Genomic DNA, 26,212 nt, shown 5'->3' on the forward strand with positions numbered 1-26,212 from the left:
GGCGGGTTGAGGCATTCCCGAACATGCCGCAATTTTTGATGGGCCGGGTCGTCGGCAGCATGTGGAAGCCCTTAAAAGACAGCCTACCGATAAGGATTTTCTCGATTGCTCTTCCGCATCGATGACATGCCAATCGGCTCGGTCCGGCGAAAAAAATGGCGGCAGACATCTGCCGCCATCCAATAGGCGATTTGCTCTCGCTCGGCCAAGGTTCGCGGTCGGGGATCGTTGTGCGTCAGCGCCGCCAACTACCCCAACCGATACCAATAGCACCCGTCCGCGCCCAGCTCACGCACCGCTTCCCCCCGATGCAGCAGGTAGTTCAGATGCGCGATGCTCTCCCCCGTCGCCATCCCCAACAACCCGCCCGCCCCCGTGATCGGCCGCGAAAACAGTTCGCCGAACACATCCACCGCCCGCTTCGGCTCCGCCAGCGCCCCGCGCAGCCGGTCCAGCGCCTGCACCTGGCTCGCCCGCAGGTAGTCGATACGGGCGTGCAGCCCGCGGAATGGCTCGTTGTGGGCGGGCAGCACCAGCACATCGTCCGGCACCGCCGCCTTGACCTTGTCCAGCGACGACAGCCAGTCTTCCATGGGATCCGCATCGGGTTCGGTCGGGAACACCGACACATTGGACGAGATCCGCGGCAGGACCTGGTCACCGGAGACGAGCAGCTTCAGTGACGGGCAATAAAGGCAGGCATGCTCGGGGGAATGGCCGGTGCCGACGACGACCGTCCAGTCGTGGTCGCCGATGCGGATGGTGGCGCCGTCTTCCAGGCGCCGGAAGCTCTCCGGCAAGGCGTGGACGAATTTGCCGAAGCCGCCGAAGCGGGTCCGGTAGACCTCGATGGCGTCGTCGTCCCAGCCGGCGCGGCGGTAGAACTCGATGGCGTCGTCGGGTGCGGCGCGGCCGGTATCGGCGGCCAGCACGCGGCACATCAGGTATTCCATCCGGGTCATCCACAGCTGGCAGCCGAACTTGCGCCTGAGCCAGCCGGCCATGCCGATATGGTCGGGATGCATGTGGGTGACGAAGAGCCGCGTCAGGCCATCGGCCAGCGCGCCGCCGTCGCTAAACAGCGTGCGCCATGCCTGCGCCGTTTCGGGCGTCTGCAGGCCGGAGTCGACCGCGGCCCAGCCTGCACCATCGCGGATGGCCCACAGGTTGATATGGTTCAGGCCGAGCGGCATCGGCATGCGCATCCAGAGCACGCCGGGGACGATCTCGCTGGCGCGGCCGGGCTCGGGCGCGTCGCCGCAGGGATAGTCCAGTTCGGGTTTCTTGAGGGGATTGGTGGCGGCGGCGGTATCGGTGGCAGGGGCGCTCATATTGGTCTCGGCGGGGGGGCCGGGCGTGTGCCGGTGGCCCGGCATGCGCCTGTTCCGGCGTTCTGGATACCCCTCACCTTAGCCGAGACGGCAGATTCTTGCCACGGCGGCTGTGCGCCCTGCCCGGCCCGTTGCGGTCGAACGGGCCGGTAATCGCCAGAACCTGCCAGGAGTGACGGTTCAGGGCGCCGGCAGCACCTTCCCCGGATTCAGCAGATTCATCGGATCCAGCGCCCGCTTCACCTGCCACATCAGTTCCAGCTCGACCTGCGACTTGTACCGCACCAGGTCGTCCCGCTTGGCCACGCCGATGCCGTGTTCGGCCGACACCGAACCATTACCCGCATGTGCCAGCCCATCCACCAGCGTCGACACCGGCTCATACCACTGCGCCAGGAAATCCTTCGCCTCCTGGTCTTTGGGCCGCAGCGGGTTGAAGTGGACATTGCCGTCGCCCATATGCCCGTAGATCACCATGCGCGCATCCGGCACCAGCTCCCGCACCCTGGCCGAAGCCTCTTCCACAAACGCCGCGATGCGCGACAGCGGCACCGAGACGTCGCACTTGATGCTGCCGCCAGTGCGCGTCTGCGCGTCGGAGATCTCTTCGCGGATGCGCCAGAAGGTCTGGACGTCGGACAGGCTCGCGGCGACGGCGGCGTCGAGCACCAGCCCCTGGCTGAAGCCGGACTCCAGGATTTCCATCAGCGTGGCGTTGAGGCTTTCGGCGTCGGTGCCGGAAGTCAGTTCGACCAGCACCATCCAGTCATGACGGTCCTGCAGCGGCGCGGCGACGTTGCCGAGGTATTCCAGCACCAGCTCCAGCGCGGGCCGCGAGATCAGTTCGAAGGCGCTGACGGCCTGGCCGGAGAGGCGCTTGGCTTCGCCGAGCAGCGCCACCGCGGCGGCCGGGTTCTTGACCGCGACCAGGGCCACGGCAGTGCTGCGCGGCTGCGGCATTAGCTTGAGCACCGCGCCGGTGATGATGCCGAGCGTCCCTTCGGCGCCGATAAACAGTTGCTTGAGGTCGTAGCCGGTGTTGTCCTTGCGCAGGCCGCGCAGCGACGAAAAGATGCGCCCGTCGGGCAGCACGGCCTCGATGCCGAGCACGAGGTCGCGCATGTTGCCGTAGCGCAGCACCGCGGTGCCGCCGGCATTGGTCGACAGGTTGCCGCCGATCTGGCACGAGCCTTCGGAGCCGATGCGCAGCGGGAACAGGCGCCCTTGCGCTTCGGCCGCGCTGCGTGTGGCGCTCAGCGTCACGCCGGCCTGCACGGTCATGGTGTCGTTGATGGTGTCGACCTCCAGCACGCGGTTCATGCGGCTCAGGTTGACGACCACCGCGGTGCCGCTGTCGTCGGGCACGGCGCCGCCCATCAGCGAGGTGTTGCCGCCTTGTGGCACCAACGGCACGCGGTTGGCATGGCACCACTGCAGCACCTGGCTGACCTGCTCGGTCGAGGACGGCAGCACCACCACCTGCGCCTGGCCGCGGTAGATGCCGCGGTAGTCGGTGACATAGGCCTGGGTGTCGGCCTCGCCGGTGCGGCAGGCGTTGGCGCCGACGATGGCTTCCATCGCGCGCAGCGTGGATTCGTGGTTCTGGGGAACGGCATGCATGTGTTGTCCTGGAGCGGGTCAGTACGCGGCGGAGGGCTTGATGTCTGCGGAAACGGCGGCAGCGTCGGCCGGTTGCTCGCGGAACGATGCCGCCAGCTTGCGCGCGGCGTTGGCATAGACCAGCACGTCGATGCCGGTGGCCACGAAGGTGCAGCCCAGTTCGAGGTAGCGGCGCGCCAGCGCGGGATCGGAGGTCAGCGTGCCGGCGGCCTTGCCGCTGGCGATGATGGTGCGCATCGCGCCTTCGATCGCGGCCTGCACTTCGGGATGGCCGGGTCGGCCGCGATGGCCCATCGATGCGGCCAGGTCTGCGGGGCCGATGAAAACGCCGTCGACGCCTTCCACCGCGCAGATGGCTTCCAGGTTCTGCAGCGCGGTGACGGTCTCGGCCTGCACCAGCAGGCAGACCTCGTCATCGGCCACGTCGAGGTAATCGGTGCGCGAACTCCAGCGCGAAGCCCGCGCCACCGCGCTGCCGACGCCACGGATACCTTGCGGCGGGTAGCGCGTGGAACTGACCAACGCGCGCGCCTGCTCGGCGGTGTCGACCATCGGCACCAGCAGCGTCTTGGCGCCGATATCGAGCAGTTGCTTGATCAGGGCCACGTCGCCGGACACGGCGCGCACCACCGGCTGCGACGGATAGGCGCCTACCGCTTGCAACGCCTGCAAAGTGGTCTGCAGGTCGTTGGGCGCGTGCTCGCCGTCAATCAGCAGCCAGTCGAAGCCGGCGGTGGCCGAGACTTCGGCCAGGTACGGCGTGGCCATCGACAGCCACAGGCCGATCTGCGGCTGGCGCGCGGCCAGCGCGGTCTTGAAGGGATTGTCTGCGGGCATGTGAATTGTTCCTGTTCGATCTGGCGTTTGCCCGGCGCTTCAGCCGAGCTGGCCCTGGCAAAGGTACTTGGTATGCATGTAATCGTCCAGGCCGTGGCGCGAGCCTTCGCGGCCGTAGCCGGATTCCTTGACGCCGCCGAACGGCGCCGCCTCGGCGGCGATCGCGCCTTCGTTGATGCCGACCATGCCGGTTTCCAGCGCCTGTGCGACGCGCCAGATGCGTCGCACATCGTTGGAATAGAAGTATGCGGCCAGCCCGAACGGCGTGTCGTTGGCGTCGGGGATCACTTCGGCTTCGTCGCGGAAACGGAAGATCGGTGCGACCGGGCCGAAGGTCTCTTCGCACGACAGTTCCATTGCCGGCGTGGCATCGACCAGCACCGTCGGCGCGTAGTAATGCGGACCGTCTTCCGTGCGCACGCGCTTGCCGCCAGTGACCACGCGCGCGCCGCGGGCGACGGCGTCGTCGACGTGGCGGGCGATCTTGTCGACGGCGCGCGCATTGATCATCGGGCCGATCTGCGCGGCGTCTTCCGTTGCGGGGCCGACATGGAGCGCGCCGACGCGTTGCGCCAGCCGCTCGACAAAGTCATCGTGGACCGCCTCATGGACATAGACACGGTTCGGGCAGACGCAGGTCTGGCCGCCGTTGCGGAACTTGGACGCCATCAGGCCGTCGACCGCGGCGTCCAGGTCGGCATCCTCGAACACGATGAACGGTGCGTTGCCGCCCAGTTCCAGCGACAGCTTCTTCAGCGTGGCGGCGGATTCGCGCGCCAGGTGCTTGCCCACCGGCGTGGAGCCGGTGAAGGTGACCTTGCGCACGCGGCTGTCGGCCAGCCAGGCATCGACCACGGCGGGCGTATGCTCGCGCGAGGCGCTGACCATGTTGAGCACGCCTGCCGGAATGCCGGCCTGCTGTGCCAGCCATGCCAGCGCCAGCGCCGTCAGCGGCGTGTCTTCGGCGGGCTTGGCCACCACGGTGCAGCCGGCGGCGAGCGCGGGAGCGATCTTGCGGGCGATCATCGCCAGCGGGAAATTCCACGGCGTGATCGCGGCGACCACGCCTACCGGCTCCTTGAGGACCAGCAGTTTGCGGCCCGGCACCGCTTCCGCGACGATGTCGCCGCAGATGCGGGTCGCTTCCTCGGCGAACCATTCGACGTAGGAGGCGCCGTACTGCACCTCGCCGCGTGCTTCCTTGAGCGGCTTGCCTTGCTCGGTGGAGATGATGCGCGCCAGGTCTTCCTGGTGCTGCAGGATCAGTGCGTGCCAGCGCTTGATCAACTGCGCACGCTCGCGCGCGGTGCGCCGGCTCCATGCCGGAAATGCGGCGGCGGCTGCGTCCACCGCCAGGCGCGCATCGCCGGCATCGCTATCCGGCACGCTGGCAAAGGCCTCGCCGGTGGCGGGATCGGACACGGACAGGCGAGCGCCCAGGCCGGCATCGCGCCATTGGTCGTCAATCAGGTTCTGGGTGCGCAGCAGCGCGGGCGCGGCAAGGTTCAGGGCCATCGGGAATCGATTCAAAAAATGGTGGGACAGCCGGCAATCAGCTGACGATGCCGAGGTGCCAGGGTACGAACTCGTTGTCGCCCAAACCCAGCATCTCGCTCTTGGTCGGCTCGCCGGAAGCGGCGCGCAGGATATGCCGGAAGATGCGCTCGCCCATCTCGGGCACGGTCAGTTCGCCGTCGAGCACGAGTCCGCAGTTGATGTCCATGTCCTCTTCCAGCCGCTGGTACATGGCCGAGTTTGAGGCGAGCTTGATCGTCGGGGCGGGCTTGGAGCCGAACATCGAGCCGCGGCCGGTGGTGAAGCAGATCAGGTTGGCGCCGCTGGCAATCTGGCCGGTCACGGCGACCGGGTCATAGCCGGGCGAGTCCATGAAGACAAAGCCGGCCCGGTCGATCGGCTCGGCATACTCGTACACCGCCTGCAGCGGCGTGGTGCCGCCCTTCATCGCCGAGCCCAGCGACTTCTCGAAGATATTGGCCAGCCCGCCCTGCTGGTTGCCGTGGCCGACCACGCCGTTGAACTGCGCATTCTGGCCGGCGGTGTAGCGCTCCCACCAGGCCAGCCGGTCGAGCAGCTTCTGCCCGACTTCCGGCGAGACGGCGCGGCGCGTCAGCATGAATTCGACGCCATGGATCTCCGGCGTCTCCGACAGGATGGCGGTGCCGCCGTGGCGCACCAGCAGGTCCATCGCCGCGCCCAGCGCCGGGTTGGCACTGATGCCCGAGAAGCCGTCCGAGCCGCCGCACTCCAGGCCGATCTTGAGATGGCTGGCCGGCACCGGCTGGCGCACCGCGGCATTGGCCGCGGGCAGCATCGCCTCGACCGCGCGGATGCCCGCCGCGATGGTGGCGCGCGTACCGCCGGTGTCCTGCATGACTAGCGTGTGCACCGCGGGTCCAGGCTCAAGCCCCTGCGATTCAACCAGCGATGCGACCTGGTTGCGCTCGCAGCCCAGCCCGACGATCAGCACGCCAGCCAGGTTGGGATGGCGCGCATAGCCCGCCAGCGTGCGCCGCAGGACATCGAAATGCTCGCTCGGCGACGACATGCCGCAGCCGCTGGTCTGCGCAAACGCGACCACGCCATCGACATTGGGATAGGCCGCCAGCCGTTCCGGCGTGAAATGCTCGGCAATCTGACGGATCACCGTCGACGAGCAATTGACCGAAGACAGGATACCGATGAAATTGCGCGTGCCCACGCGGCCATCGGCGCGCACGAAGCCGTTGAACGTGGCGCGCTGCGCCTCGGGCACGTAGTCGATCGGCCGCACATCCTGGCAGAACGCGGGGTCGCGGTAGAAATCGACCAACGTCAGGTTGTGCGAATGCACGTGCTCGCCGGGCACGATATCGCGCGCGGCCACGCCGATCACGGTATCGAACTTGCGTACCGGCGTGCCCGCCGCAATGGCGCACGCCGCGATCTTGTGGCCGGCCGGCACCTGCGCGCGCACACGCACGGCAGGCTCGACAAGCTGCTGGCCCAGCGACAGTTCATGCCGGGCGACCAGCACGTTGTCGTTGGCGTGCAGGCGGATAACGGGATTGGGCTTCACTTGGGATTCGCTGTGTTGGACGGCTGGTGGTGCAACTGCGCTCAGCTTTGCTGCAGCAGTTCCTTGAGCTTGAGGCGCTTGATCAGCTCGGTTTCCTGTGCATAGACGCTGGCCACGTACTTCTTGTAGTCGGGACCGTCCAGGTACATCAGCGGCGCATCCAGCCGCGCTGCGACCTGCTTGAATTCATTGCTCGCCACCGCGGCGCGGAACGCATCGCGCAGCGTCTTTTCGATAGCGGGCGGCAGGCCCTTGGGCGCGCCGATGCCATTGGGCGCTTCCACCACCACGTTGTAGCCGAGTTCCTTCAGCGTGGGTGTGTCCTTGAAGCGCGATGCGCGCTGCCCGCCCCAGGTCGCCAGCAGGCGCAGCTTGCCGGCTTCCACATGCGGCGCCCACGAGCTGGAATCGGCCAGCAGCTCCACCTGGCCCGCCAGCACGTCCTGCAGCGCGGCGGCACCGCCCTTGTAGGCGATCGCGTTGAACTGCACGCCCGCGGCCAGCGCAAGCTGCTCCATGCCGACATGGGTCGCGCCGCCGATGCCGGCGTGCGCATAGGTGATCTTGCCGGGGCTCGCCTTGGCTGCCGCGACCACGTCCTGCAGCGTCTTGTAGGGCGAGCCGGTCGGCACGGCGATGCCGAAGGTCTGGCCCGAGGTGCGCGCCAGGTAGGTCAGCTCGGTGCGCGGGTCCAGCTGCAGCATGCCGAGCTGGGCAAAGCGCGTGACCGAAATCGGGATCTGGCCGATGGTGTAGCCGTCCGGCGTGGCGCGCGCCAGCGCCTTGGTGCCGATCATGCCGGAAGCGCCAGCGCGGTTTTCCACCACGATCGATTGCTTGAGGATGCCGCCGGCCACCTGGCACAGCGCGCGCATCGACTGGTCTGCCGTGCCGCCGACCGGCCACGGGCAGATAAAGGTGATCGGACGCTCTGGATACGCGGAGGCCAGCGCGCGCGAGCCCGGCAGCAGCACGCCGGCAGCACCGGCAGCAACGCCGGCGGCGGCGCCGATGAGCAGGTTGCGGCGCTTCAGGTCGATGGGGAGTCCTTGGGTCATTTGCGGGTGTCTCCATGTTTTGATTATGGGCGACCGGTGCGGGCCCGGCGTCGTCATGCCAGGCATTCTCTCGCCGCCGTACATAACAATCCAATCAAAAACCAGCATTGCTTCATAACGTTTTCGTTAGGTAGACTGCGGGCCATGGTCAAGATCGATCGCGCGCTGCGCTCCAATATCAAGCTGCGCCATCTGCAATTGCTGGTGGCGCTGGATGAATTCCGCCATCTCGGGCGCACCGCGGAATTCCTGTCGGTGAGCCAGCCCGCGGTGTCGCGGGTGCTGACCGAAGTCGAGAAGATGCTGGGGCTGACGCTGTTTACGCGCTCGACGCGCGGCACCGAGCCCACGCCCGCCGGCGAGTCGCTGGTGCGCTTCGCGCGCTCGGTGCTGGCGCAGTACGAGCAGACCCGCGACGAGATCGCGGCGGTGCAGAGCGGCGCGTCGGGGCGCGTACAGGTGGGCTCGATGGGCGCCGGCTTGCCTGTTCTGGTGGCGCGCGCGGTGGGGCTGCTCAAGGACCGCCATGCGCGTGCCACCGTGCTGGTGGAGGAAGGCGACCTGACGCACCTGCTGCCCAAGCTGCGGCTGCGCGAACTGGACCTGATCGTCGGCCGGCTGGAGCCAGGCTACGCCGCGCCCGATCTTGTGACAGAGGCCTTGTATGACGAGCCGATGGTGGTGGTAGTCAAGCGCGGCCACAAGCTCGCGCGCAAGACGCGGCCGGGCTGGGCCGACCTGGCCGCGATGCCGTGCGTGCTGCCGCCGCCGTGGGCATCGCTGCGGGTGAAGATCGAGCAGGCGTTCTACCGCTACGGGCTGCATCCGCCGCAGGACGTGATCGAGACGTCGTCCTACCTGGCGCTGGCGACCTTCGTCGGCCAGCGCGGCGCGGCCGGGTTCATGGCGCAATCGGTGGCGCGTGCCATGCAGGCGGAAGGCAGGCTGCAGGTGCTGCCGATCGATGTGCCGGTGGAACTGCCGCCGGTCGGCATCATCACGCTGCGCGAACGCGCGCCGTCGCTCAGCGCGGAACAGATGCTCGCCTGCCTGCGCCAGGCCGCCGCGGAAGTGGCCTAGCCCCGCGCCAGCAGCGCCGGCACCCGCAGTGGCACCTGCTGCACCGCGCAAAACTGATACGGTATTTTTTCGTGGAGGTGATGCTGTTATTCCTGAGGACCGATCGGTAGGATGATCTCCGGCAGTCGGCCCAGGTTGTGCCCGCGCCGCCCACTGCGGCGAAATGTCACTCGCCCGGCCTGCTGCCCATCGCGCTGCACGCGGCGTACACTACGCTTACCGCACGCGCCTACGGCCCGCGCCCCCGGCGCGCCCCGCCGGCTGGCCGGCCTGCTCCCGCAGTGCCGCGCCGTCCCGCAGGCGTGCGCCAGGCCAGCGCCACGGAGAACAACTATGTTTGGTTTGACCGCGCTTGACCTCGCCCGCATCCAGTTTGCCTTTACCGTTTCTTTCCACATCATCTTTCCCGCGATCACCATCGGCCTGGCTGCCTACCTGGCGGTGCTGGAAGGCTGCTGGCTGCGCACCAAGCGCCCGCATTACCGCGACCTCTACCACTTCTGGTCCAAGATCTTCGCCGTCAACTTCGGCATGGGAGTCGTCTCCGGGCTGGTGATGGCCTACCAGTTCGGCACCAACTGGAGCTTCTTCTCGGAGTTCGCCGGCAGCATCACCGGGCCGTTGCTGACCTATGAAGTGCTGACCGCCTTCTTCCTGGAGGCCGGCTTCCTCGGCGTGATGCTGTTCGGCTGGAACCGCGTCGGGCCCGGGCTGCATTTCTTTGCCACCGTGATGGTGGCGCTGGGCACGCTGATTTCCGCCACGTGGATCCTGGCGTCGAACAGCTGGATGCAGACGCCGGCCGGCTTCGAGATCATCAACGGCCGCGTGGTCCCCACCGACTGGTTCGCGGTCATCTTCAACCCGTCCTTCCCCTATCGCCTGCTGCATATGAGCGTGGCGGCGTTCCTGGCCACGGCGCTGTTCGTCGGCGCGTCGGCGGCGTGGCACCTGCTGCGCGGCCGCGACAACCAGGCCATCCGCAAGATGCTGTCGATGGCGATGTGGATGCTGCTGATCGTCGCGCCGATCCAGGCCGTGATCGGCGACCTGCATGGCCTGAACACGCTCAAGCACCAGCCCGCCAAGATCGCCGCGCTTGAAGGCCACTGGGAAAACCACGGCAACGAAGGGCTGCCGCTGCTGCTGTTCGGCTGGCCCGACATGCAGCGCGAGGAAACCCGCTTCGCGGTCGAAGTGCCGCGCCTGGGCAGCCTGATCCTCACGCACACCTGGGATGGGCAGATCCAGGGACTGAAGGAATTTGCCCCTGAGGACCGGCCCAATTCGACCATCCTGTTCTGGTCTTTCCGCGTGATGGTGGGCCTGGGGCTGCTGATGATCGCGCTGGGCGCCTGGAGCCTGCTGCTGCGCCGGGGCGAACGGCTGTACCGCGCCCGCGCCTTCCTGCATATGGCGCTATGGATGGGGCCGGCCGGCGTGATTGCGATCCTGGCCGGCTGGTACACCACCGAGGTGGGCCGCCAGCCGTGGGTGGTCTACGGGCTGCAGCGCACCGCCGACGCGGTCTCGCCGCACGGCGTGCCCGAACTGGCGCTGACGCTGGGGATCTTCGTGATCGCGTACTTCTTCGTGTTCGGCGTCGGCATCGCCTACATGATGCGGCTGGTGCGCAAGGGGCCGGTGATGGAAGCGCCAAGGCCGGAAGGCGGCCCGGGACGCGAGCATACGCCGGCCCGCCCGCTCTCCGCCGTGGACGACGACGAAGTCCTTGCCCCCAACCCCGCCGTGCGCACCCGGAGCTGACACCATGGGCATCGATCTCTCCCTTCTCTGGATCGTCATCATCTTCTTCGGCGTGATGATGTATGTGGTGATGGACGGCTTTGACCTGGGCATCGGCATGCTCTTTCCGTTCGTTCCCGACCGCCATGACCGCGACGTGATGATGAATACGGTGGCGCCGGTCTGGGACGGCAATGAAACCTGGCTGGTGCTGGGCGGCGCCGGGCTTCTGGCGGCGTTCCCGCTGGCGTACTCGGTGGTGCTGAGCGCGCTCTACCTGCCGCTGATGCTGATGCTGCTGGGGCTGATCTTCCGCGGCGTGGCGTTCGAATTCCGCTTCAAGGCCAACGACCGCGAACGCCCGGTGTGGGACGCGTCCTTTATCCTGGGCTCCGCCACCGCCAGCTTCTTCCAGGGCGTGGCGCTGGGCGCCTATATCGACGGCATCAGGATGGAAGGCCATCGCTTTGCCGGCGGCCCGCTGGACTGGCTGGCGCCCTTCCCGCTGTTCTGCGGCGTCGGGCTGGTGGTGGCGTACACGGTGCTGGGCAGCACCTGGCTGATCATGAAGACCGAGGGAGACCTGCAGCAGCGCATGATCAGGCTGGCCGGGGCGCTGGCGTGGCTGCTGCTGGCGGTGATCGCGGTGATCAGCCTGTGGACGCCGCTGACGCACCCGGAAATCGCCGAGCGCTGGTTCAGCCTGCCGAACCTGTTCTGGTTCTCGCCGGTGCCGATCCTGGTGGCGCTGTGCATGCTGATGCTGATGCGCGCGCTGCGCCGCGAGCCGAACATGGCGCCGTTCCTGTACGCGCTGGGGCTGGTGTTCCTGGGCTATAGCGGCCTGGCGATCAGCGTCTGGCCCAATATCATCCCGCCCGGGATCTCGATCTGGGACGCGGCCGGGCCGCCGCAGAGCCAGGGCTTTGCGCTGGTCGGGGCGCTGTTCATCATCCCCTTCATCCTGATGTACACGGTGTGGGCGTACTACGTGTTCCGCGGCAAGGTCCGCCACGGCGAGGGCTATCACTGATGGCCGCGCCGTTGTGGCTGCGCCGGCTGGGCTGGCTGGCGCTGATCTGGCTGGCGAGCGTGGCGGCGCTGGGGGTGGCCGCCTGGGTGCTGCGCATCATCATGCAGGGCGTCGGCTTCCGTAGCTGACGGCCCCCTTTTTCCCCCGATGCCGCGCGGCGTTCCCCCCGCGCGGCATTGTCACATCTGCCTTGTCTGCAATGCCTGCAAGAATCTGAATAACCGCATCAGCATTCTTTCGCCCTCTGTCACCGCGGTGACAACCCCTGTTTTTACTCTGCGAGCGCATTGCGGGAAGCGCAATCCGCCACGCGGCACCGGCCGCCGGCGCAGAACAGCAGACAGACAGGGGAATGACAGATGTCAGGAAAGCATGCAGCGCGCAGCGCACACGGCAACGGGCGCGCACGGGCCCGCGCGGCGCTGGGCGCGCTGGCGGCGGCAATGGCCGCGACGCTCTCGGCTTGCGGCGGCGATGACACCGCGGCGAGCGGGCCCGCGCCGGCCGACGTGACGACGGCGCCGGCGCCCGCCGGCCAGGGCGGTCCGCGCGTGCTGCTGGTAGGCATCGACGGCGCCACCTATGCGCAGGTCCAGGGCGCGATCCTGCGGCGCGAGCTGCCCAACCTGTCGCAGCTGAACGTGGTGCCGGCCGCCACCGGCGGCGTGCCGGGCACCGTCACCGCGCAACCGACGCTGGACGCGCCCAGCTGGGCCACGGTGCTGACCGGCACCTGGGTCAACCGCCACGGCGTCAACGACGACACCGGCGGCACGCCGCTGCAGGCGCCCACCGTCTTCCGCCACCTTCGCGATGCCGGCAAGCCGGGGCTTCAGCAAGGCGCCACCATCAGCTCGCCGGTGTTGCCGGCCCTGCTCAAGGCCGAACAGGAAACCGGGGCGCTCGATACGCTGGTTGACTGTGCCGGCGTGGACAGCTGCGTCACGCAGAACGCGCTGCGCCAGCTTCAATCCGGTTATGGCGTGGTGTTTGCCCAGTACAGCGCCCCGGCTGCCGCGGCGGAAATCGGGGGATTCGGCGGCGGGTTCGGCGGCGGCGCCTATGCGCGCGCCCTCGCCGACACCGACAAGGCACTGGGCGAGCTGCTGGCCGCCGTCGCCGCGCGCCGCCAGGCGCAGCCGGGCGAAGACTGGCTGGTGCTGGTCACCACCAGTCACGGCCTCGATGCCACCGGCGCCACCACCACGGCGCCGACCGTGGAAAACCGCACCGCATTCTTCGCCACCAACAAGACGCTGAACGCCGCGCTGGCCCGGCCCGGCGCCGCTGCGCCCATCACCGCGGCAGAGCTGTCGGCGCTGCCGACCGAGGCCGATCTCGTGCCGACGATGCTCGCGCACGCCGGCGTGGCCGCCGACCCCGCCGCCAGCCGGCTCGACGGCGCACCGCTGCAGGCGGCCTCTGCCGGCGTGCGGGCGATCGGCGCCAGCGTCGGCCGCTACAGCGACGCCATCACGCTGAGCTGGCAGAACCCCACCGAATCCTTCGGCACCACGCGCGTGCTGCGCGACGGCGTGGTGATCGCTTCGCTGGCGCCCGGGGCGCGCGAGTTTACCGACAGCGCCTTCGACATGCCCACCGGCCTGTACCGCTTCAACTACACGCTGGTACGCAACGACGTGCCGGTGTCGTACCTGGCGCAGATCCACTACGTCAAGCCCGTCACGCTGGCGCCCACGCTGCGCGATGGCCTGGCCACGTACTTCAGCATGGACAGCAAGCCGTTTGCCGACAGCAAGGGCGGCGCCACACTTGGCCCGTGGGTTGCCGGCACCGACGGCGGCTCGCTGGCCGACGACAACTTCACTGGCAAGTCGCTGCGGGTCGATTCCAATATCGACGCCTACAAGCTGGTGCACAACGGCGCCGACATCGCGCTGAGCCCGCAATTCACCATCGGCTTCTGGTTCCGCACCGACTGCACCCAGGGCAACGGCACCGGTGCGCCGGTACTGGCCAACAAGAATTACTTTTCGGGCAGCAACCCGGGCATCGCCATCGGCCTGTTCGGCAGCTGCGAACTCCGCTTCAACCTCGGCAGCGGCGGCAAGCGCGACGATATCAACGGCATGAAGGTATCGGCCAACCAGTGGGCCTACCTGGCGCTGTCGGTCGATGCCACGGCCAGGCGCTTCAGTGCCTATGTCATCGACCCGGTGCTGGGCCTGCAGAAGACCGAGAACAAGGCCATCGCCAACACCGATGTCACCAAGCTGGCCGGGCTCGGCACCGGCTGGGGCGTCAACGACGACGCCACGCACAACTACGTGGGCAACAACCCCGGCGCGCTCAAAGGCGTGATGGGCTTCAACGACCTGGCGATGTGGACGCGGGTGCTGACGCTCGACGAGCTGAAGACCATCACCGGCGCGCGCCAGCCGCTGTCCACGCTGAACCCCTGAACCGCGGACCCCGCGTCCGACCACTCTCCGGGGCGCCGCGCGCCCCATCCCTGCAGGAGCACGACACCATGACTCTCCGATCTTCCACGCTGGCCGCGCTGCTGCTGTGCCTGGCGCTTGCCGCCTGCGGCGGCGATTCCGGCGACAGCCCGGCCACCGGCACGCCGGGTGGCACGCCCGGCGGCACCCCGGGCGCCGGCGGCAACGAACCCGGCCAGCCGCCCGCGGTCACGCCGCAACTACGCTGCGCGCCCTGAGCCGACGCCGGCAGCCGCCCGCCTCGCCTACCGCCTCGCCTATCCTGAACCCATCCGGCCCAGAACCAATGAATTCGCATAGCAGACGCAACTTCCTCAAGCTCGCCGGCGGCAGCGCCGCAGCAACCGCCGCGCTGGCAGCGTTCCCGCCAGCCATCCGCCGCGCGCTGGCAATCCCCGCCAACAACGCCACTGGCACCATCCGCGACGTCGAGCACGTGGTCATCCTGATGCAGGAGAACCGCTCCTTCGACAATTACTTCGGCACGCTGCGCGGCGTACGCGGCTTCGGCGACCGCTTCCCGATCCCGCTGGCGGGCGGCCTCAACGTCTGGCAGCAGACCTATACCAACGGCGGCACCACGCGCACCGTGCTGCCCTACCACCTCGACAGCAGTGCCGGCAATGCGCAGCGCGTCAGCGGCACGCCGCACTCCTATCCCGATGCGCAGGCCGCCTGGGACCTGGGCCGCATGAACAAGTGGCCCACCTACAAGCAGACCCAGTCGATGGGCTACTACACCGAGGCCGAGCTGGACTTCCAGATGGCGCTGGCCAATGCCTTTACGCTGTGCGATGCCTACCACTGCAGCTTCCACGGCGGCACCAACACGAACCGGCTGTTCCACTGGACCGGCACCAACGATCCGGCCGGCACGCACGGCGGCCCGGTCATCGACAACAGCGGCGACTCCTTCACCGGCTCGAACACGCCCTACACCTGGACCACCTACCCTGAGCGGCTGAACGCAGCCGGCGTCAGCTGGAAGGTCTACCAGAACATGCCGGACAACTTTACCGACAACCCGCTCGCGGGCTTCAAGCAATACCGCGACGCCAACGCCGCACGCGGCAACCTGGCCAACGGCAGCCCCTACCCGCCGTACACCAGTGCCGACGACGCCATCAGCCCGCTGCTCAAGGGCGTGGCCAATACCATGCCGGACGGCGGCTTCCTGCAGGCACTGCGCGACGACGTTGCCGCCGGCACGCTGCCGCAGGTGTCGTGGATCGTGGCCCCGGCCACCTATTCCGAGCACCCCGGGCCGTCCAGCCCGGTGCAGGGTGCGTGGTACACGCAGGAGGTGCTCAACGCGCTCACCGCCAATCCCGCGGTGTGGAGCAAGACCGTACTGCTGATCAACTTCGACGAGAACGACGGCTACTTCGACCACGTGCCGCCGCCGTGCGCCCCCGCCTACGACGGCGACACGCTGGCCGGCGCGACCACGCTGCCCGCCGGCGAACTGGCGGCCGAATACCACGTCGACAAGCACCCGTACGGCCCCGGCCCGCGCGTGCCGATGTATGTGGTGTCGCCCTGGAGCCGCGGCGGCTGGGTAAACTCGCAGGTGTTCGACCACACGTCGGTGCTGCGCTTCCTGGAGGCCCGCTTTGGCGTCGTGGAGAGCAATATCAGCAGCTTCCGCCGCGCGGTGGCCGGGGACCTGGTCTCGGCCTTCAACTTCGTCAGTCCCAACGACAATCCGCTGCCCTCGCTGCCCAACCGCGACAAGGCCAGCGCCGATGCCATCCGCACCGCGCAGGGCGTGCTGCCGCAGGTGCCGCTGCCCCCGGCCGGCACCCAGCCGATGCCGCCGCAGGAGCGCGGCACGCGTCCGTCGCGCGCATTGCCGTACGAGCTGCATGTCAGCGCCCGCGAAGACGCGCGCGAACGCGTGGTGCGGCTGCTGTTCGCCAACACCGGCACGGCCGCCGCCGTTTTCCATGTCTATGACCGCCTGCACCTGGACCGCGTGCCGCGCCGCTATATGGTCGAGCCGGGCAAGGAACTGCATGGCAGCTGGGATGTATTCGCCAGCGATGGCGGCAAGTACGACCTGTGGGTGCTGGGTCCGAACGGCTTCCATCGCGCCTTCGTCGGCGACGTTGCCGCGGCCGGCGCAGCGGGCGCCAGCGCGCCCGAGATCCGCGTCTGCTATGACATCGCCAACGCCGCGGTCTACCTGGACCTGATCAACACCGGCAGCGCGGCCACCACCTTCACCGTGCGGCCCAATGCCTACCGCAATGACGGCCCGTGGAGTTTCGAAGTGCCGGCCGGCAAGCAACTGCAGCAGCACTGGCCGGTGGGACTGCAGGGCAACTGGTACGACTTCACCGTGACCGCGTCGCAAGGCGGCTTCACGCGGCGCTTTGCCGGGCGTATCGAGACCGGCAAGGACAGCGTGTCGGATCCGGCCATGGGGGTGACCGGCTGAGGCCTGCCTGCCTTATGCCAAGCCCGCCAGCCCCGCCGCGGCCCACACCGCGGCGGGCGTCGCCGTATTGTCATATTGCCCCGCTAGACTGCGCGGTCGTCCGGACCTGTCCGGTGCGCTCCCCCCAACCACCGCGGATGACCATGCTCGGCGACCTGCTGATGACCTTTTTCGAAGTGGCGCGCCAGGGCAGCATCACCATGGCGGCCCGACAGCTGCGCGTGAGCCAGCCCACCGTCACCGGCCGCATCCGCCAGCTCGAAGAATCGTATGGCGTTGAGCTGTTCCACCGCCGCGCCAGCCGGGTCGACCTGAGCGACGTGGGGCTGGCGCTGATGCCGGTGGTCGAGCAGCTGATGCAGCACGAAGGCCAGGCCGACTACCTGCTGCGCAACGCCGGCGACCTGCGCTTCGGCAGCCTGCGCCTCGGCGCCACGGGTCCCTACTACATCCTGCGCGCGGTGGCCGCGTTCCGGCAGCGCTATCCGGCGATCGAGGTGAGCCTGGACATCGGCAATTCGCAGCAGATGCTGGAAGCACTGTTCGAGTACCGGATCGACGCGGCCGTGTCGTCGCATCCGGTCGAAGACGACCGCCTTGCGCGCATCCGCCTGGCCTCCGCGCCGATGGTGCTGGTGGTGCATCCGGACCATGCGCTGGCGCGCCTGCCGCAGGTGGACCTGGCCCAGCTGCGCGGCTGCCATCTGCTGGTGCGCGAGCATGGCTCGATGACACGCAAGGCGACCGAGGATGCCCTCGCCGCCTGCGCGCAGCAGCTGCCGCGGCATACCGTGATCGGCAGCCGCGAGGCCATCTACGAAGCGATCCGCCAGAACCTCGGCGCGAGCGTGGTGCCGCTGGGCGAAGTGCCGCAAGACCCGCTGCTGCGGGTGGTGCCGTTTGCGCGCGGCGCGCCCGTGCTGAACGAATACCTGTATTGCCTGCAGAGCCGGCGCGGCACGCGCCTGGTGGGTGCCTTCCTGGCCTGCTTGACGGCGACCGATGCCGCGGCCGATGCCGATGCCGCCGCCGAGCCGCGGGCGGCATGATCGCGCGCGCCGACGCCTTTCCTGAATACGACCAGCTGCTGGCGCTGTTCGACGCCGCCAGCCATGTGCTCGACTGCCGCGTGGTGGGCGAAGCCGTGGTGCAGGGCCACCGCTTCGGCTTGCATGTGGCCACCCTTGGCAGCCGCGACCCGCAGGCGCCGGCCATCGGCATCTTCGGCGGCATCCACGGGCTCGAGCGGATTGGCACGCAGCTGGTACTGGACTACCTGCGCTCCGTGCTGGGCCGGCTGGCATGGGACGAACTGCTGCATCGCGAACTGCAGGCCGTGCGGCTGGTGTTCATGCCGATCGTCAATCCCGGCGGCATGTGGGCCGGCACCCGGGCCAATCCCAACGGCGTCGACCTGATGCGCAACGGCCCGCAGGACGCCGACGCGCCCGTGCCGTTCCTGGCCGGCGGGCAGCGCCTTGGCGCCTGGCTGCCCTGGTATCGCGGCCCGGAAGGCGGGCCGATGGAGCTGGAGAGCCGCGCGCTGCTGCGCGTGGTGCAGGAAGAACTGCTGCCGCGCCCGCTCAGCTTTGCGGTGGACTGCCACTCCGGCTACGGCTGGCGCGACAGCATCTGGTTCCCGTACGCGCGCACGCGCCGGCCGATGGCGCACCTGCCCGAGATGTACCTGCTCAAGACCCTGTTCGAGCAGGCGCACCCGCACCACGGCTACACCTTCGAGCCGCAAAGCCACCAGTACCTGCTGCATGGCGACCTGTGGGACCATGCGTATGACCTCACGCCGGCCGGCAACCTGTTCCTGCCGATGACGCTGGAGCTGGGCTCGTGGCTGTGGATCAAGAAAAACCCGCGCCAGCTGTTCTCGCGCGAGGGGATCTTCAACCCGATCAAGGCGCACCGCACCGCGCGCGTGCTGCGCCGCCACGTGAGCCTGTTCGATTTCCTCGGGCGCGTCGCGTTTGCGCCGGAACGCTGGCTGCCGCACGGGCCGCAGCGCGAGGCACTGCTGCAGCAGGCGCGCGCGCACTGGCAGACAGAGGCGTTGCCATGAACTGTTGAGGATCGCATGAGCCGATGGGTATTCCTGCGGGGACTGACGCGCGAGACGCGCCATTGGGGGCACCTGCCCGCGCAATGGGAAGCGGCCGGGCTGGGCCGGCCGCTGCTGCCCGACTTGCCGGGCAATGGCGCGCTGTCGGTGCAGCCCGCGCCCTGGTGCGTGCGCGACATGGTCAGCGCGGTGCGCCGGCAGCTGTCGACGGCCGGCGCGCGCGGGCCGTACCGCGTGCTGGCCATGTCGCTGGGCGCGATGGTCGCCACCGAGTGGGCCAGCAGCTATCCGGACGAAGTCGGCGGGCTGGTGCTGGTCAACACCAGCATGCGGCCCTTCTGCACGCCGATGCAGCGGCTGCGGCCACGCAACTGGGGCAAGCTGCTGCGCGTCGCGCAGCGCTGGCACGACCGCGCCTATTGCGAGCGCACCATTCACGCCATCACCTGCGCGCGCGCGGATACGCTTGCCGCCGACATCGCGGCCTGGCAAGCCATTGCCGCCGACGCGCCGGTCAGCCGCTGCGCCGCGCTGGCGCAACTGGTGGCCGCGGCACGCTATCGGGCACCGGCGAACGCGCCTGGCTGCCAGTTGCTGCTGATTGCATCGTCATCGGACCGGCTGGTCGACCCGGCCTGCTCCGCACGTATCGGACAGGCCTGGAACGCGCCGGTGCTGACGCATCACTGGGCCGGCCACGACCTGCCCCACGACGATCCGGGCTGGTTGTGCGAGGCCGTGGCGCGCATGGTGTCAGGCAACGGCTAGCGCCCGCTCCGCCCGCATCAGGCCGGTCAGCATCCCCGCGGCGGCGTCGAGCCGGTCGGTGGTGCCGAACAGCCGCGCACTGATCAGGCCGTTTTGCAGCGCGCCGAACGCAATCTCCGCCAGTTGTTGGGGCGACGCCGGGTAAGGCGCCTGCCGCTGCGCCGCCGCGCGCTCGAACAGCCGCGCAAGCCATTGCTCGTTGAGGCGGACAAAGTCGCGCATCGCGCTGCGCACGGACTCCGGCAGCATCAGCACATCCGCCGCCAGCATGCCGACCAGGCACGCTTCGTCGGTGCCGGCGCCGGCGCACAGGGGAGCCAGGTATTGGCGCGCCTGCTCGGCCGGCGGCAGGCTGCTGTCGATGGCCGCCAGCCGTGCCTGCTTGCGTGCGCTGTATTCGCGCACCGCTTCCAGCACCAGGTCTTCTTTGGTCGGAAAGTAATAGTGGATGCTCGAGGTCTTGACCCCGACCAGTTCCGCCAGGTCGCGGTAGCTGAACCCGTTGAACCCCCGACGGCGGATCAGCACCAGTGCATGTTCGACCAGTTCTTCACGTACGGACCGGGTTTTCATCGTTCCAACTCCTTCGTTCTGCACCGCGCGGCTCAGGCCGGCAGCGCGCGTGCGACGAGCGTGATGAGGGACCCGCTTGCCAGGCAAAGCCCTACCCATCCGCCCAGGATCAGCGCAGTGTCAAGCCAACGCATGATCGACTCCATGAACCGGGCTGCTCGCTGGCAGCCCGGTGGTTACAGGGGGCCGGCAACTTGCCGGCCGTTTTCCAGACGCTTGCCTCAGGCGATTGCACCGTCGGTGTAGGGGTCAGCCTTGCCGACACGTGCACCGTCGGTGTAGGGGTCAGCCTTGCCAACACGTGCGCCATCGGTGTACGGGTCGGCGCTGCGTGCCGGCGAGGCCGAGACGCCGCTGCGGTCCAGTCCGGCGACGATGCGGGCACCGTCGGTGTACGGATCAGCCTTGCCGACGCGTGCGCCTTCGGTGAACGGGTCGAACTGGCCGCTGCGTGCCGGCGAAGCCGAGACGCCGCTGCGATCCAGGCCGGCGACGATGCGGGCACCGTCGGTGTACGGATCAGCCTTGCCGACGCGCGCACCTTCGGTGAACGGGTCGAACTGGCCGCTGCGCGCCGGCGAAGCCGAGACGCCACTGCGATCCAGGCCGGCGACGATGCGGGCACCGTCGGTGTACGGATCAGCCTTGCCGACGCGTGCGCCTTCGGTGAACGGATCGAAGTTGCCGGTGCGGGCACCGTCGGTGAAGGCATCGGTCTTGCCAACGCGGAACTGGTAACCGTACTTGTCACCGGCGAAGCTGCTGTCCTGCACGCCAGCGGCGTGGGCGGCGCCACCAGCGAAGGCGGCAGCAAGGGTGGCGGCGGTGATGAAGGTCTTGGCGAACTTGGTCATGATGGGCTCCAGGGGGCGATGTTTCGGATCGCGTCAATCGGTGTCAGTGGCTTCGCGGTGCTTTTTTTGGGGTAGTTATCTACTAGTAGATAGATCACCTGCCCTGAAAAAATGACCGCCTTCGGTCATGCATGGGATCGTCGCTGGGCCCTGCTCTTCGTTGCTGCTGGCGCTGCGGCGCTTCCATGAGTCAAATACTATCTACTACTAGGTAGATAGTCAAGGAAGAATATTTCTATGGGACTGATAGCCGATAGTAAGTCTTTGATTCCAAAAGAATATAGCGAGAAAAAAAGCGGACGCGAGCCGCCAATGAAAAAAGCCGCCGCGCAGCTTTCGCCACCCGACGGCTCTGGACGCGCCACTGACAGCGCGATAGATCGGAACGCTAACCCTTAGCCAGCCACGGCTGCCATCAGCGTATCGGCCGCTGCCTCGACGCGGTCGGACGTGCCGAACAGCCGGGCTGCGATCAGGCCACTTTGCAGCGAACCGAACACCACCTGCGCCAGCCGTGGCGGCGGCACGGGGAATGGCGTGCTGCGCAGCGGCTGGGCACGCTCCAGCAGTCCCGTCAGCCATTTCTCGTGCATCAGGTAGAAGCCCTGCAGCAGCTGGTGCACGGATTCGGGCAGGCACAGGGTTTCGGTCGACAGCATGCCGCACAGGCAGATCTGGTCGGAGCCGCAGCTGTTGCGGAACGGCGCCAGGTAGATCGCGGCCTGCTCGGTGACCGGCAGCTTCGTGTCGATGGCGCGCAGGTGCTCGCTGAGGCGGGCGCTGTATTCCTTCACCGCCTCGAGGACGAGGTCGTCCTTGGTCGGGAAGTAATAGTGGATGCTGGAAGTCTTCACACCCACCAGCTCGGCCAGGTCGCGATAGCTGAAGCCGTTGAAGCCGCGGCGTCGGATCAGGACGAGGGTGTGCTCGAGCAGTTGCTCGCGTACGGATTGCGTTTTCATAAAGGCAGTGTATCTACGCGAAGATAGGCGCTCAAGCTGAAATGCCCCGGCGCCCGGGTAATCCCCTAGCGCCGAGGCATCGGCTTTACGGTTTTAGCCAGGCAGGACCTGCGCGGCGAAGGTGATCATCGAGCCACTCGTCACGCAGAGCACCAGCCATCCGCCAAGCAGCAGGATGCTGTCACGCAAACTCATGATGGACTCCATCGGGCAGCGGCCTTGCTGGCCGCCGCCGTAAAGGTGGTTAAGCCGCCGGCCGGTGGACGGCAGGGATCAGGCGAGCGCGCCGTCGGTGTACGGGTCGGCCTTGCCCACGCGCGCACCGTCGGTGTACGGGTCGAAGCTGCGCGACGGCTCGGACGACACACCGCTGCGGTCCAGGCCGGCTACGGTACGGAAGCCGTCGGTGTAGGGGTCGGTCTTGCCGACGCGCGCACCTTCGGTGAACGGGTCGAACTGGCCGCTGCGGTAGCTGACAGTGCGAGCACCGTCGGTGTACGGATCAGCCTTGCCTGCACGGCCATCGGTGTACGGGTCGAACTTGCCGGCACGCGCGCCTTCGGTGAACGGGTCGAACTTGCCGGTGCGGGCACCGTCAGTAAAGACATCGGTCTTGCCAACGCGGAACTGGTAACCGTACTTGTCACCGGCGAAGCTGCTGTCCTGCACGCCGGCGGCGTGGGCGGCGCCACCAGCGAAGGCGGCGGCAAGGGTGGCGGCGGTGATCAGGGTCTTGGCGAACTTGGTCATGATGGGCTCCTGGTGGCGATGTTTCGGATCGCGTCAATCGGTGTCAGTGGCTTCCTGCTGGGCTTTTCTCGCACTTCCATCTACTAGTAGATAGATGGACGGCGCTAAAAAAAGACCGCATAGCGGTATTGCGATGGGATCGCCACTTATCCGCCCTTCCTGCTTTGCTGCTGGCGGTGCAGCGGTTCCATGGAGAGAATGCTATCTACTACTAGGTAGATAGTCAAGGCAAAATTTTCCTATCGGCGCGATAGGACGGCTCATGGGCAGAGATCCGTCCGCCCGGATGGACATTTCTTAACATGTTCATCGTAGCCTGCTAGCCTGAAATAACACGGACCCGACCATGGCACGCCGCCCTAGCATGTTCGACACGCCGCATCCCGACCCTGCTGCAACCGTCCCCGCTCCGGCGGCGCCGGGCACGCTGCGCTGGCTTGCCGTGGCGGCGGGCGTCGCGCTGGCCGCCGGCGTTGCGCGCCATCTACTGTTTCGTGCGGTGGAGCGCAAAGCATTTGTCACGCGAACGGATGAAACAAGCACCGGGACTCCCGTGCCCTGGTCATCCATGCCTGTGCGGCATACCACGTTCGCCAGCGGCGATCGGGAGCTGCATGCCCGCTTTGTTCCCGCCGCCCGCCACGATGCGCCCGCGCTGATGGTCTGCCATGGCGACAATGAAACCCTGGCCGACTGGCTGCCGGTACAGGCCATGCTGGCCGAGTCCGGCATCGCATCCTTCGTGTTCGACTACAGCGGCTATGGCCGCAGCAGCGGGCGCCCTTCGGTGCGCCACCTGCGCCAGGACGCCATGACTGCATACCGGCAGTTTGTTGCGGCCGCGCCCGCGGCGTCGCGCCGCGTGGTGCTGGGCCATTCGCTGGGCTCGGGCATCCTGCTTGACGTGGCGCGGCACTTCGCGCCGCAGCCCGACGGCTATGTCATTGCCGCCGGCTTCAGCTCGGCGCGGCGCGCCGCGGTGCAGACCGGCCGCGTGCCGGCCTGGGCAGCGTGGCTGCTGCCGGATCCCTGGAACAACGCCGCGCGTGCCAGCCGCCTCGAACGTCCGCTGCTGGTGGTGCATAGCCGCGCCGATGCCGTGTTCGCGCACGTCCATGCGGAGCGCGTGGCCGCCGCCGCGCGGCACTTGCATCAATTGGTGATGCATGACGCCATGCCGCATGGCGCCGCCATCGAGCCAGACCATATCGCCGCATTCTGGTCGCCGATCGTGCGTTACGTACATGAATTGGACACCCTCCCGCAGCATGAAACCGGCGCGCGCGTGGAGGTCGTGGAAGCAGGCGGGGAATGCAGCCAGGGCCGGAATCCGCTCGAAAACCCGCACAAAAACAGCGATCCGATGCGCGTGCCCGGCAAGCAGTGAGGGGGCGATCCGAAGTCGCAGGACAATCTACCGCAGGCTACCGCAAGCGGCAATCATCCTTGTGGGCGAGGCACCACGGCAAGAAGGCCAAGAGGCCTTTTATCGATTTCTTGTCTATATTTGACCTCGTGGCACAAGCATCGCAATTTCGCTTTGACAGAACTGGAGGTACTGCCATGCGTTGGCTTGCAAACTTGTTCAGTCCGCCGACCCCGGAAAAAATCGCCGAAAGGGAACTGCAAGACATGAGGCTGACGCTATTCCAGGCCGAGCGGAAGTTGCTCGAGGCGCAGATGCAGGTGGCCTACTACCGCGACATGGTCGCGTTCCTGGAAGATGTCTCGGCCAAGGGCGTGGAGGACGTGGTGGACAAGCGCCGCGCCACCGTGCCGGCAATGGCCGAGTTGCCCTCCGCCGCGCAGAATGCGCGCGCGCCGGGGCTGACCACCGTGCCGATCGTTCCGTCCGCCGCCTGAACCGGCAGTCGTGCCGCCCTGCCCGCATGGCGGGCGTGCGGCATCAGCGGGCCTGACCTGTGCGATACTCGCGCTGCCTGCCGCGCCCATCGGCGCGCGGGCACGCCGTCACACAGGAACCTGCCCCATGAGCGAACTGCTGCCCGCCATTGAAATCGAAACCGCGCCCGATCCCCGCTGCGCCGTGATCTGGATGCACGGGCTGGGCGCCGACGGCAGCGACTTTGCACCGGTGGTGCCGGAGTTGCGGCTGCCCGCCTCGCCTGGCGTGCGCTTTATCTTTCCGCACGCGCCGGCGATTTCCGTGACCTGCAACGGCGGTTATGTCATGCCGGCCTGGTATGACATCTATTCCCTCGACGAGGCCGGCCGCCGCGCCGATGAGGCCGGCATCCAGGCCTCGTGCAATGCCATCCGCGCGCTGGTCGCGCGCGAGAATGCGCGCGGCATCCCCTGCAGCCGCATCGTGCTGGCCGGGTTTTCACAGGGCGGCGCCATCGCCTATACCGCGGGCCTGACGCATCCGGAACCGCTTGCCGGCATCGTGGCGCTGTCCAGCTATATTCCCGCGCCGGGCACGGTGGCAGCGCAGGCCAGCGCCGCGAATGCCGCCACGCCGGTGTTTGCCGCGCACGGCACGCAGGACGATGTGGTGCCGTTGCAGCTGGGCGTTGCGGCACGCGACTTTATCCAGGCGCGCCAGCATCCGCTGACATGGCAGACGTACCCGATGGGGCATTCGGTCTGCCTGGAAGAGATCGTTGCCATCGGCGCATGGCTGGCGGAGCGCTTCGGCCCTGCCGGTGCCTGACCTGATCAAACGCCGATAACCCTGACAGATCGCCGCAAGGGCCACGCCCGCGCGGCAAGCCGTACCCATGAGCCTCGCCCCACTGCCCCGCATCAATTTCAACACCCGCAAGGCGCTGCTGTTCGCGCTGACCGCCGAGCGCCTGTCGGCCTATTACGAGCACCGCAAGTGGATGACGGACGCACAAGGCGCGACGCTCGCAGGCGAATGGCTGTCGCGCTCGCGGCTGCAGCTGCCGCTGTCCGAGCGGCGTTTGCTGTCGGAACTCAGCGACCAGTTCGCACGACAGCTGGCCGAGACGCTGTCGCGAGAAGCGGGCTTGTATGCCGCGCACGAAATGATGGAAGCGCTCGATCCCAACTATCAGTCTGCCTTTGCGCACGACATGCTCGATGAATGCGAACGGCTGCTGCGCGAGAACGGCGTGATGGAATAAGCGAATCATTGAATTTGCGAATTAGCGCTTCTCGCCGGCATTGCAGGAATTGGCGAAAACGCTAAATCGTGGATGGGGCGCGATTGCCGGAGAGCTTGCCAGAGCATCCAGACGTGGCATAACCGCTGTGTTTGCAAAGGTTGACAATCGCTTTGCGGCGGGGCGCTTACACTGCGCGCTCCAATAATGCCCCCATCGATTCCACCATGGAACGCAAGCACTGCCTCGCCTGGATCGCGCTGAGCATGATCGCAGCGGCCTTGCTGACGCTGCTGTGCCTGATCCTCAATGACCACGCAGAGACCCGTGCCGCCACCCGCATACGGCAGATGGAAGTCCGCGTAGGCACGCAGGTATCGCCGCAGGCGGGTGCGCCCCGGCCCGCGACTTCAGAACGACGACCAGGTAGTTAAGAAGGACAACGCACGGGCGGAGCGCGGG

The 26,212-nt window shown here is 67.7% G+C and carries 25 protein-coding genes; 15 read left to right on the forward strand and 10 right to left on the reverse strand.

Features of this window, described 5'->3' with window-relative positions:
• Positions 1 to 248: 248 nt before the first annotated feature.
• From IPF36_RS04640 to IPF36_RS04665, 6 genes are all read right to left on the reverse strand, one after another.
• A complete protein-coding gene (locus IPF36_RS04640) occupies positions 249 to 1,331 on the reverse strand; it encodes an MBL fold metallo-hydrolase (protein WP_195427422.1) in 1,083 nt (360 codons plus the stop codon).
• Positions 1,332 to 1,511: 180 nt separating this feature from the next.
• Positions 1,512 to 2,951 carry an FAD-binding oxidoreductase gene (locus tag IPF36_RS04645; RefSeq protein WP_255519675.1) on the reverse strand — a complete coding sequence of 480 codons (1,440 nt, stop codon included), beginning with the start codon at positions 2,949 to 2,951 and terminating at the stop codon, positions 1,512 to 1,514.
• Between the two features lie 18 nt (positions 2,952 to 2,969).
• On the reverse strand, positions 2,970 to 3,788 hold the full coding sequence (gene hpaI / locus IPF36_RS04650) for a 4-hydroxy-2-oxoheptanedioate aldolase (RefSeq protein WP_195427423.1): 819 nt from the start codon (positions 3,786 to 3,788) through the stop codon (positions 2,970 to 2,972).
• A gap of 39 nt (positions 3,789 to 3,827) precedes the next feature.
• Positions 3,828 to 5,303 (reverse strand): NAD-dependent succinate-semialdehyde dehydrogenase, encoded by a 1,476-nt coding sequence (locus tag IPF36_RS04655; RefSeq protein ID WP_195427424.1) that lies wholly within the window; start codon positions 5,301 to 5,303, stop codon positions 3,828 to 3,830.
• Between the two features lie 37 nt (positions 5,304 to 5,340).
• A complete protein-coding gene (locus IPF36_RS04660) occupies positions 5,341 to 6,864 on the reverse strand; it encodes an altronate dehydratase family protein (RefSeq protein WP_195427425.1) in 1,524 nt (507 codons plus the stop codon).
• Positions 6,865 to 6,905: 41 nt separating this feature from the next.
• The gene (locus tag IPF36_RS04665; RefSeq protein WP_195427426.1) at positions 6,906 to 7,922 is read right to left on the reverse strand and encodes a tripartite tricarboxylate transporter substrate binding protein; all 1,017 of its coding nucleotides are present in this window, start codon (positions 7,920 to 7,922) and stop codon (positions 6,906 to 6,908) included.
• A 144-nt stretch (positions 7,923 to 8,066) separates the two neighbouring features.
• Here IPF36_RS04665 and IPF36_RS04670 point away from each other — a divergent pair, with 144 nt between their 5' ends.
• From IPF36_RS04670 to IPF36_RS04715, 10 genes are all read left to right on the forward strand, one after another.
• On the forward strand, positions 8,067 to 9,002 hold the full coding sequence (locus IPF36_RS04670) for a LysR substrate-binding domain-containing protein (RefSeq protein ID WP_135703926.1): 936 nt from the start codon (positions 8,067 to 8,069) through the stop codon (positions 9,000 to 9,002).
• A 333-nt stretch (positions 9,003 to 9,335) separates the two neighbouring features.
• Positions 9,336 to 10,769 (forward strand): cytochrome ubiquinol oxidase subunit I, encoded by a 1,434-nt coding sequence (locus IPF36_RS04675; protein WP_135703925.1) that lies wholly within the window; start codon positions 9,336 to 9,338, stop codon positions 10,767 to 10,769.
• Positions 10,770 to 10,773: 4 nt separating this feature from the next.
• Positions 10,774 to 11,781: a cytochrome d ubiquinol oxidase subunit II gene (cydB, locus tag IPF36_RS04680; RefSeq protein WP_133093246.1), complete on the forward strand. Its 1,008-nt coding sequence runs from the start codon at positions 10,774 to 10,776 to the stop codon at positions 11,779 to 11,781.
• Positions 11,781 to 11,909: a DUF2474 domain-containing protein gene (locus IPF36_RS04685; protein ID WP_133093247.1), complete on the forward strand. Its 129-nt coding sequence runs from the start codon at positions 11,781 to 11,783 to the stop codon at positions 11,907 to 11,909. Before cydB ends, IPF36_RS04685 begins: the two co-directional genes overlap by 1 nt.
• 315 nt (positions 11,910 to 12,224) lie before the next feature.
• Entirely contained in the window at positions 12,225 to 14,204 is a 1,980-nt protein-coding gene (locus IPF36_RS04690; protein WP_195427476.1) for a LamG-like jellyroll fold domain-containing protein, read from the forward strand.
• Positions 14,205 to 14,272: 68 nt separating this feature from the next.
• Positions 14,273 to 14,461 (forward strand): hypothetical protein, encoded by a 189-nt coding sequence (locus IPF36_RS04695; protein WP_133093249.1) that lies wholly within the window; start codon positions 14,273 to 14,275, stop codon positions 14,459 to 14,461.
• A gap of 68 nt (positions 14,462 to 14,529) precedes the next feature.
• On the forward strand, positions 14,530 to 16,683 hold the full coding sequence (locus tag IPF36_RS04700; protein WP_195427427.1) for a phosphocholine-specific phospholipase C: 2,154 nt from the start codon (positions 14,530 to 14,532) through the stop codon (positions 16,681 to 16,683).
• 143 nt (positions 16,684 to 16,826) lie between these two features.
• Positions 16,827 to 17,732 (forward strand): LysR substrate-binding domain-containing protein, encoded by a 906-nt coding sequence (locus IPF36_RS04705; RefSeq protein ID WP_135704038.1) that lies wholly within the window; start codon positions 16,827 to 16,829, stop codon positions 17,730 to 17,732.
• The gene (locus IPF36_RS04710) at positions 17,729 to 18,754 is read left to right on the forward strand and encodes a M14 family zinc carboxypeptidase (RefSeq protein ID WP_133093251.1); all 1,026 of its coding nucleotides are present in this window, start codon (positions 17,729 to 17,731) and stop codon (positions 18,752 to 18,754) included. The genes IPF36_RS04705 and IPF36_RS04710 overlap by 4 nt, the downstream gene beginning before the upstream one ends.
• Before the next feature lie 15 nt (positions 18,755 to 18,769).
• Complete coding sequence (locus tag IPF36_RS04715) at positions 18,770 to 19,522, forward strand: alpha/beta fold hydrolase (protein ID WP_135703920.1); 753 nt, start codon at positions 18,770 to 18,772, stop codon at positions 19,520 to 19,522.
• Here the strand turns inward: IPF36_RS04715 and IPF36_RS04720 are convergent.
• From IPF36_RS04720 to IPF36_RS04735, 4 genes are all read right to left on the reverse strand, one after another.
• A complete protein-coding gene (locus tag IPF36_RS04720) occupies positions 19,508 to 20,095 on the reverse strand; it encodes a TetR/AcrR family transcriptional regulator (RefSeq protein ID WP_135703919.1) in 588 nt (195 codons plus the stop codon). The two genes, IPF36_RS04715 and IPF36_RS04720, sit on opposite strands and share 15 nt — an antisense overlap.
• A 221-nt stretch (positions 20,096 to 20,316) precedes the next feature.
• Entirely contained in the window at positions 20,317 to 20,949 is a 633-nt protein-coding gene (locus IPF36_RS04725; RefSeq protein WP_135703918.1) for a copper resistance protein CopQ, read from the reverse strand.
• Positions 20,950 to 21,344: 395 nt separating this feature from the next.
• Entirely contained in the window at positions 21,345 to 21,911 is a 567-nt protein-coding gene (locus tag IPF36_RS04730) for a TetR/AcrR family transcriptional regulator (RefSeq protein ID WP_133093255.1), read from the reverse strand.
• Between the two features lie 273 nt (positions 21,912 to 22,184).
• Positions 22,185 to 22,661 carry a copper resistance protein CopQ gene (locus IPF36_RS04735; RefSeq protein ID WP_195427428.1) on the reverse strand — a complete coding sequence of 159 codons (477 nt, stop codon included), beginning with the start codon at positions 22,659 to 22,661 and terminating at the stop codon, positions 22,185 to 22,187.
• A 346-nt stretch (positions 22,662 to 23,007) separates the two neighbouring features.
• On the opposite strand from IPF36_RS04735, the gene IPF36_RS04740 reads away from it, so the two are divergent.
• From IPF36_RS04740 to IPF36_RS04760, 5 genes are all read left to right on the forward strand, one after another.
• The gene (locus IPF36_RS04740; RefSeq protein WP_255519676.1) at positions 23,008 to 24,048 is read left to right on the forward strand and encodes an alpha/beta hydrolase; all 1,041 of its coding nucleotides are present in this window, start codon (positions 23,008 to 23,010) and stop codon (positions 24,046 to 24,048) included.
• Between the two features lie 176 nt (positions 24,049 to 24,224).
• The gene (locus IPF36_RS04745) at positions 24,225 to 24,524 is read left to right on the forward strand and encodes a hypothetical protein (protein ID WP_133093257.1); all 300 of its coding nucleotides are present in this window, start codon (positions 24,225 to 24,227) and stop codon (positions 24,522 to 24,524) included.
• 127 nt (positions 24,525 to 24,651) lie between these two features.
• Positions 24,652 to 25,335 carry an alpha/beta hydrolase gene (locus tag IPF36_RS04750; protein WP_133093258.1) on the forward strand — a complete coding sequence of 228 codons (684 nt, stop codon included), beginning with the start codon at positions 24,652 to 24,654 and terminating at the stop codon, positions 25,333 to 25,335.
• A gap of 67 nt (positions 25,336 to 25,402) precedes the next feature.
• Positions 25,403 to 25,771, forward strand: a complete 369-nt coding sequence (locus IPF36_RS04755) for a hypothetical protein (RefSeq protein ID WP_195427429.1) — start codon at positions 25,403 to 25,405, stop codon at positions 25,769 to 25,771.
• Between the two features lie 206 nt (positions 25,772 to 25,977).
• Positions 25,978 to 26,184, forward strand: a complete 207-nt coding sequence (locus IPF36_RS04760) for a hypothetical protein (protein WP_084402732.1) — start codon at positions 25,978 to 25,980, stop codon at positions 26,182 to 26,184.
• The last annotated feature ends 28 nt before the right edge of the window (positions 26,185 to 26,212 follow it).

It is taken from the genome of Cupriavidus sp. IK-TO18 (assembly GCF_015549295.1).
GTDB lineage: Bacteria > Pseudomonadota > Gammaproteobacteria > Burkholderiales > Burkholderiaceae > Cupriavidus > Cupriavidus oxalaticus_A.

Bases quoted from the DNA above. Each gene is read 5' to 3' on its own strand.
- IPF36_RS04710 (WP_133093251.1), top strand. From the start codon at position 17,729: ATGATCGCGCGCGCCGACGCCTTTCCTGAATACGACCAGCTGCTGGCG.
- IPF36_RS04705 (WP_135704038.1), top strand. From the start codon at position 16,827: ATGCTCGGCGACCTGCTGATGACCTTTTTCGAAGTGGCGCGCCAGGGC.
- IPF36_RS04735 (WP_195427428.1), bottom strand. From the start codon at position 22,661: ATGACCAAGTTCGCCAAGACCCTGATCACCGCCGCCACCCTTGCCGCC.
- IPF36_RS04715 (WP_135703920.1), top strand. From the start codon at position 18,770: ATGAGCCGATGGGTATTCCTGCGGGGACTGACGCGCGAGACGCGCCAT.
- IPF36_RS04760 (WP_084402732.1), top strand. From the start codon at position 25,978: ATGGAACGCAAGCACTGCCTCGCCTGGATCGCGCTGAGCATGATCGCA.
- IPF36_RS04655 (WP_195427424.1), bottom strand. From the start codon at position 5,303: ATGGCCCTGAACCTTGCCGCGCCCGCGCTGCTGCGCACCCAGAACCTG.
- cydB (WP_133093246.1), top strand. From the start codon at position 10,774: ATGGGCATCGATCTCTCCCTTCTCTGGATCGTCATCATCTTCTTCGGC.
- IPF36_RS04695 (WP_133093249.1), top strand. From the start codon at position 14,273: ATGACTCTCCGATCTTCCACGCTGGCCGCGCTGCTGCTGTGCCTGGCG.
- IPF36_RS04645 (WP_255519675.1), bottom strand. From the start codon at position 2,951: ATGCATGCCGTTCCCCAGAACCACGAATCCACGCTGCGCGCGATGGAA.
- IPF36_RS04700 (WP_195427427.1), top strand. From the start codon at position 14,530: ATGAATTCGCATAGCAGACGCAACTTCCTCAAGCTCGCCGGCGGCAGC.
- IPF36_RS04640 (WP_195427422.1), bottom strand. From the start codon at position 1,331: ATGAGCGCCCCTGCCACCGATACCGCCGCCGCCACCAATCCCCTCAAG.
- IPF36_RS04730 (WP_133093255.1), bottom strand. From the start codon at position 21,911: ATGAAAACGCAATCCGTACGCGAGCAACTGCTCGAGCACACCCTCGTC.
- IPF36_RS04745 (WP_133093257.1), top strand. From the start codon at position 24,225: ATGCGTTGGCTTGCAAACTTGTTCAGTCCGCCGACCCCGGAAAAAATC.
- IPF36_RS04720 (WP_135703919.1), bottom strand. From the start codon at position 20,095: ATGAAAACCCGGTCCGTACGTGAAGAACTGGTCGAACATGCACTGGTG.
- IPF36_RS04725 (WP_135703918.1), bottom strand. From the start codon at position 20,949: ATGACCAAGTTCGCCAAGACCTTCATCACCGCCGCCACCCTTGCTGCC.
- IPF36_RS04750 (WP_133093258.1), top strand. From the start codon at position 24,652: ATGAGCGAACTGCTGCCCGCCATTGAAATCGAAACCGCGCCCGATCCC.
- IPF36_RS04685 (WP_133093247.1), top strand. From the start codon at position 11,781: ATGGCCGCGCCGTTGTGGCTGCGCCGGCTGGGCTGGCTGGCGCTGATC.
- IPF36_RS04690 (WP_195427476.1), top strand. From the start codon at position 12,225: ATGGCCGCGACGCTCTCGGCTTGCGGCGGCGATGACACCGCGGCGAGC.
- IPF36_RS04665 (WP_195427426.1), bottom strand. From the start codon at position 7,922: ATGACCCAAGGACTCCCCATCGACCTGAAGCGCCGCAACCTGCTCATC.
- IPF36_RS04755 (WP_195427429.1), top strand. From the start codon at position 25,403: ATGAGCCTCGCCCCACTGCCCCGCATCAATTTCAACACCCGCAAGGCG.
- IPF36_RS04675 (WP_135703925.1), top strand. From the start codon at position 9,336: ATGTTTGGTTTGACCGCGCTTGACCTCGCCCGCATCCAGTTTGCCTTT.
- hpaI (WP_195427423.1), bottom strand. From the start codon at position 3,788: ATGCCCGCAGACAATCCCTTCAAGACCGCGCTGGCCGCGCGCCAGCCG.
- IPF36_RS04670 (WP_135703926.1), top strand. From the start codon at position 8,067: ATGGTCAAGATCGATCGCGCGCTGCGCTCCAATATCAAGCTGCGCCAT.
- IPF36_RS04740 (WP_255519676.1), top strand. From the start codon at position 23,008: ATGGCACGCCGCCCTAGCATGTTCGACACGCCGCATCCCGACCCTGCT.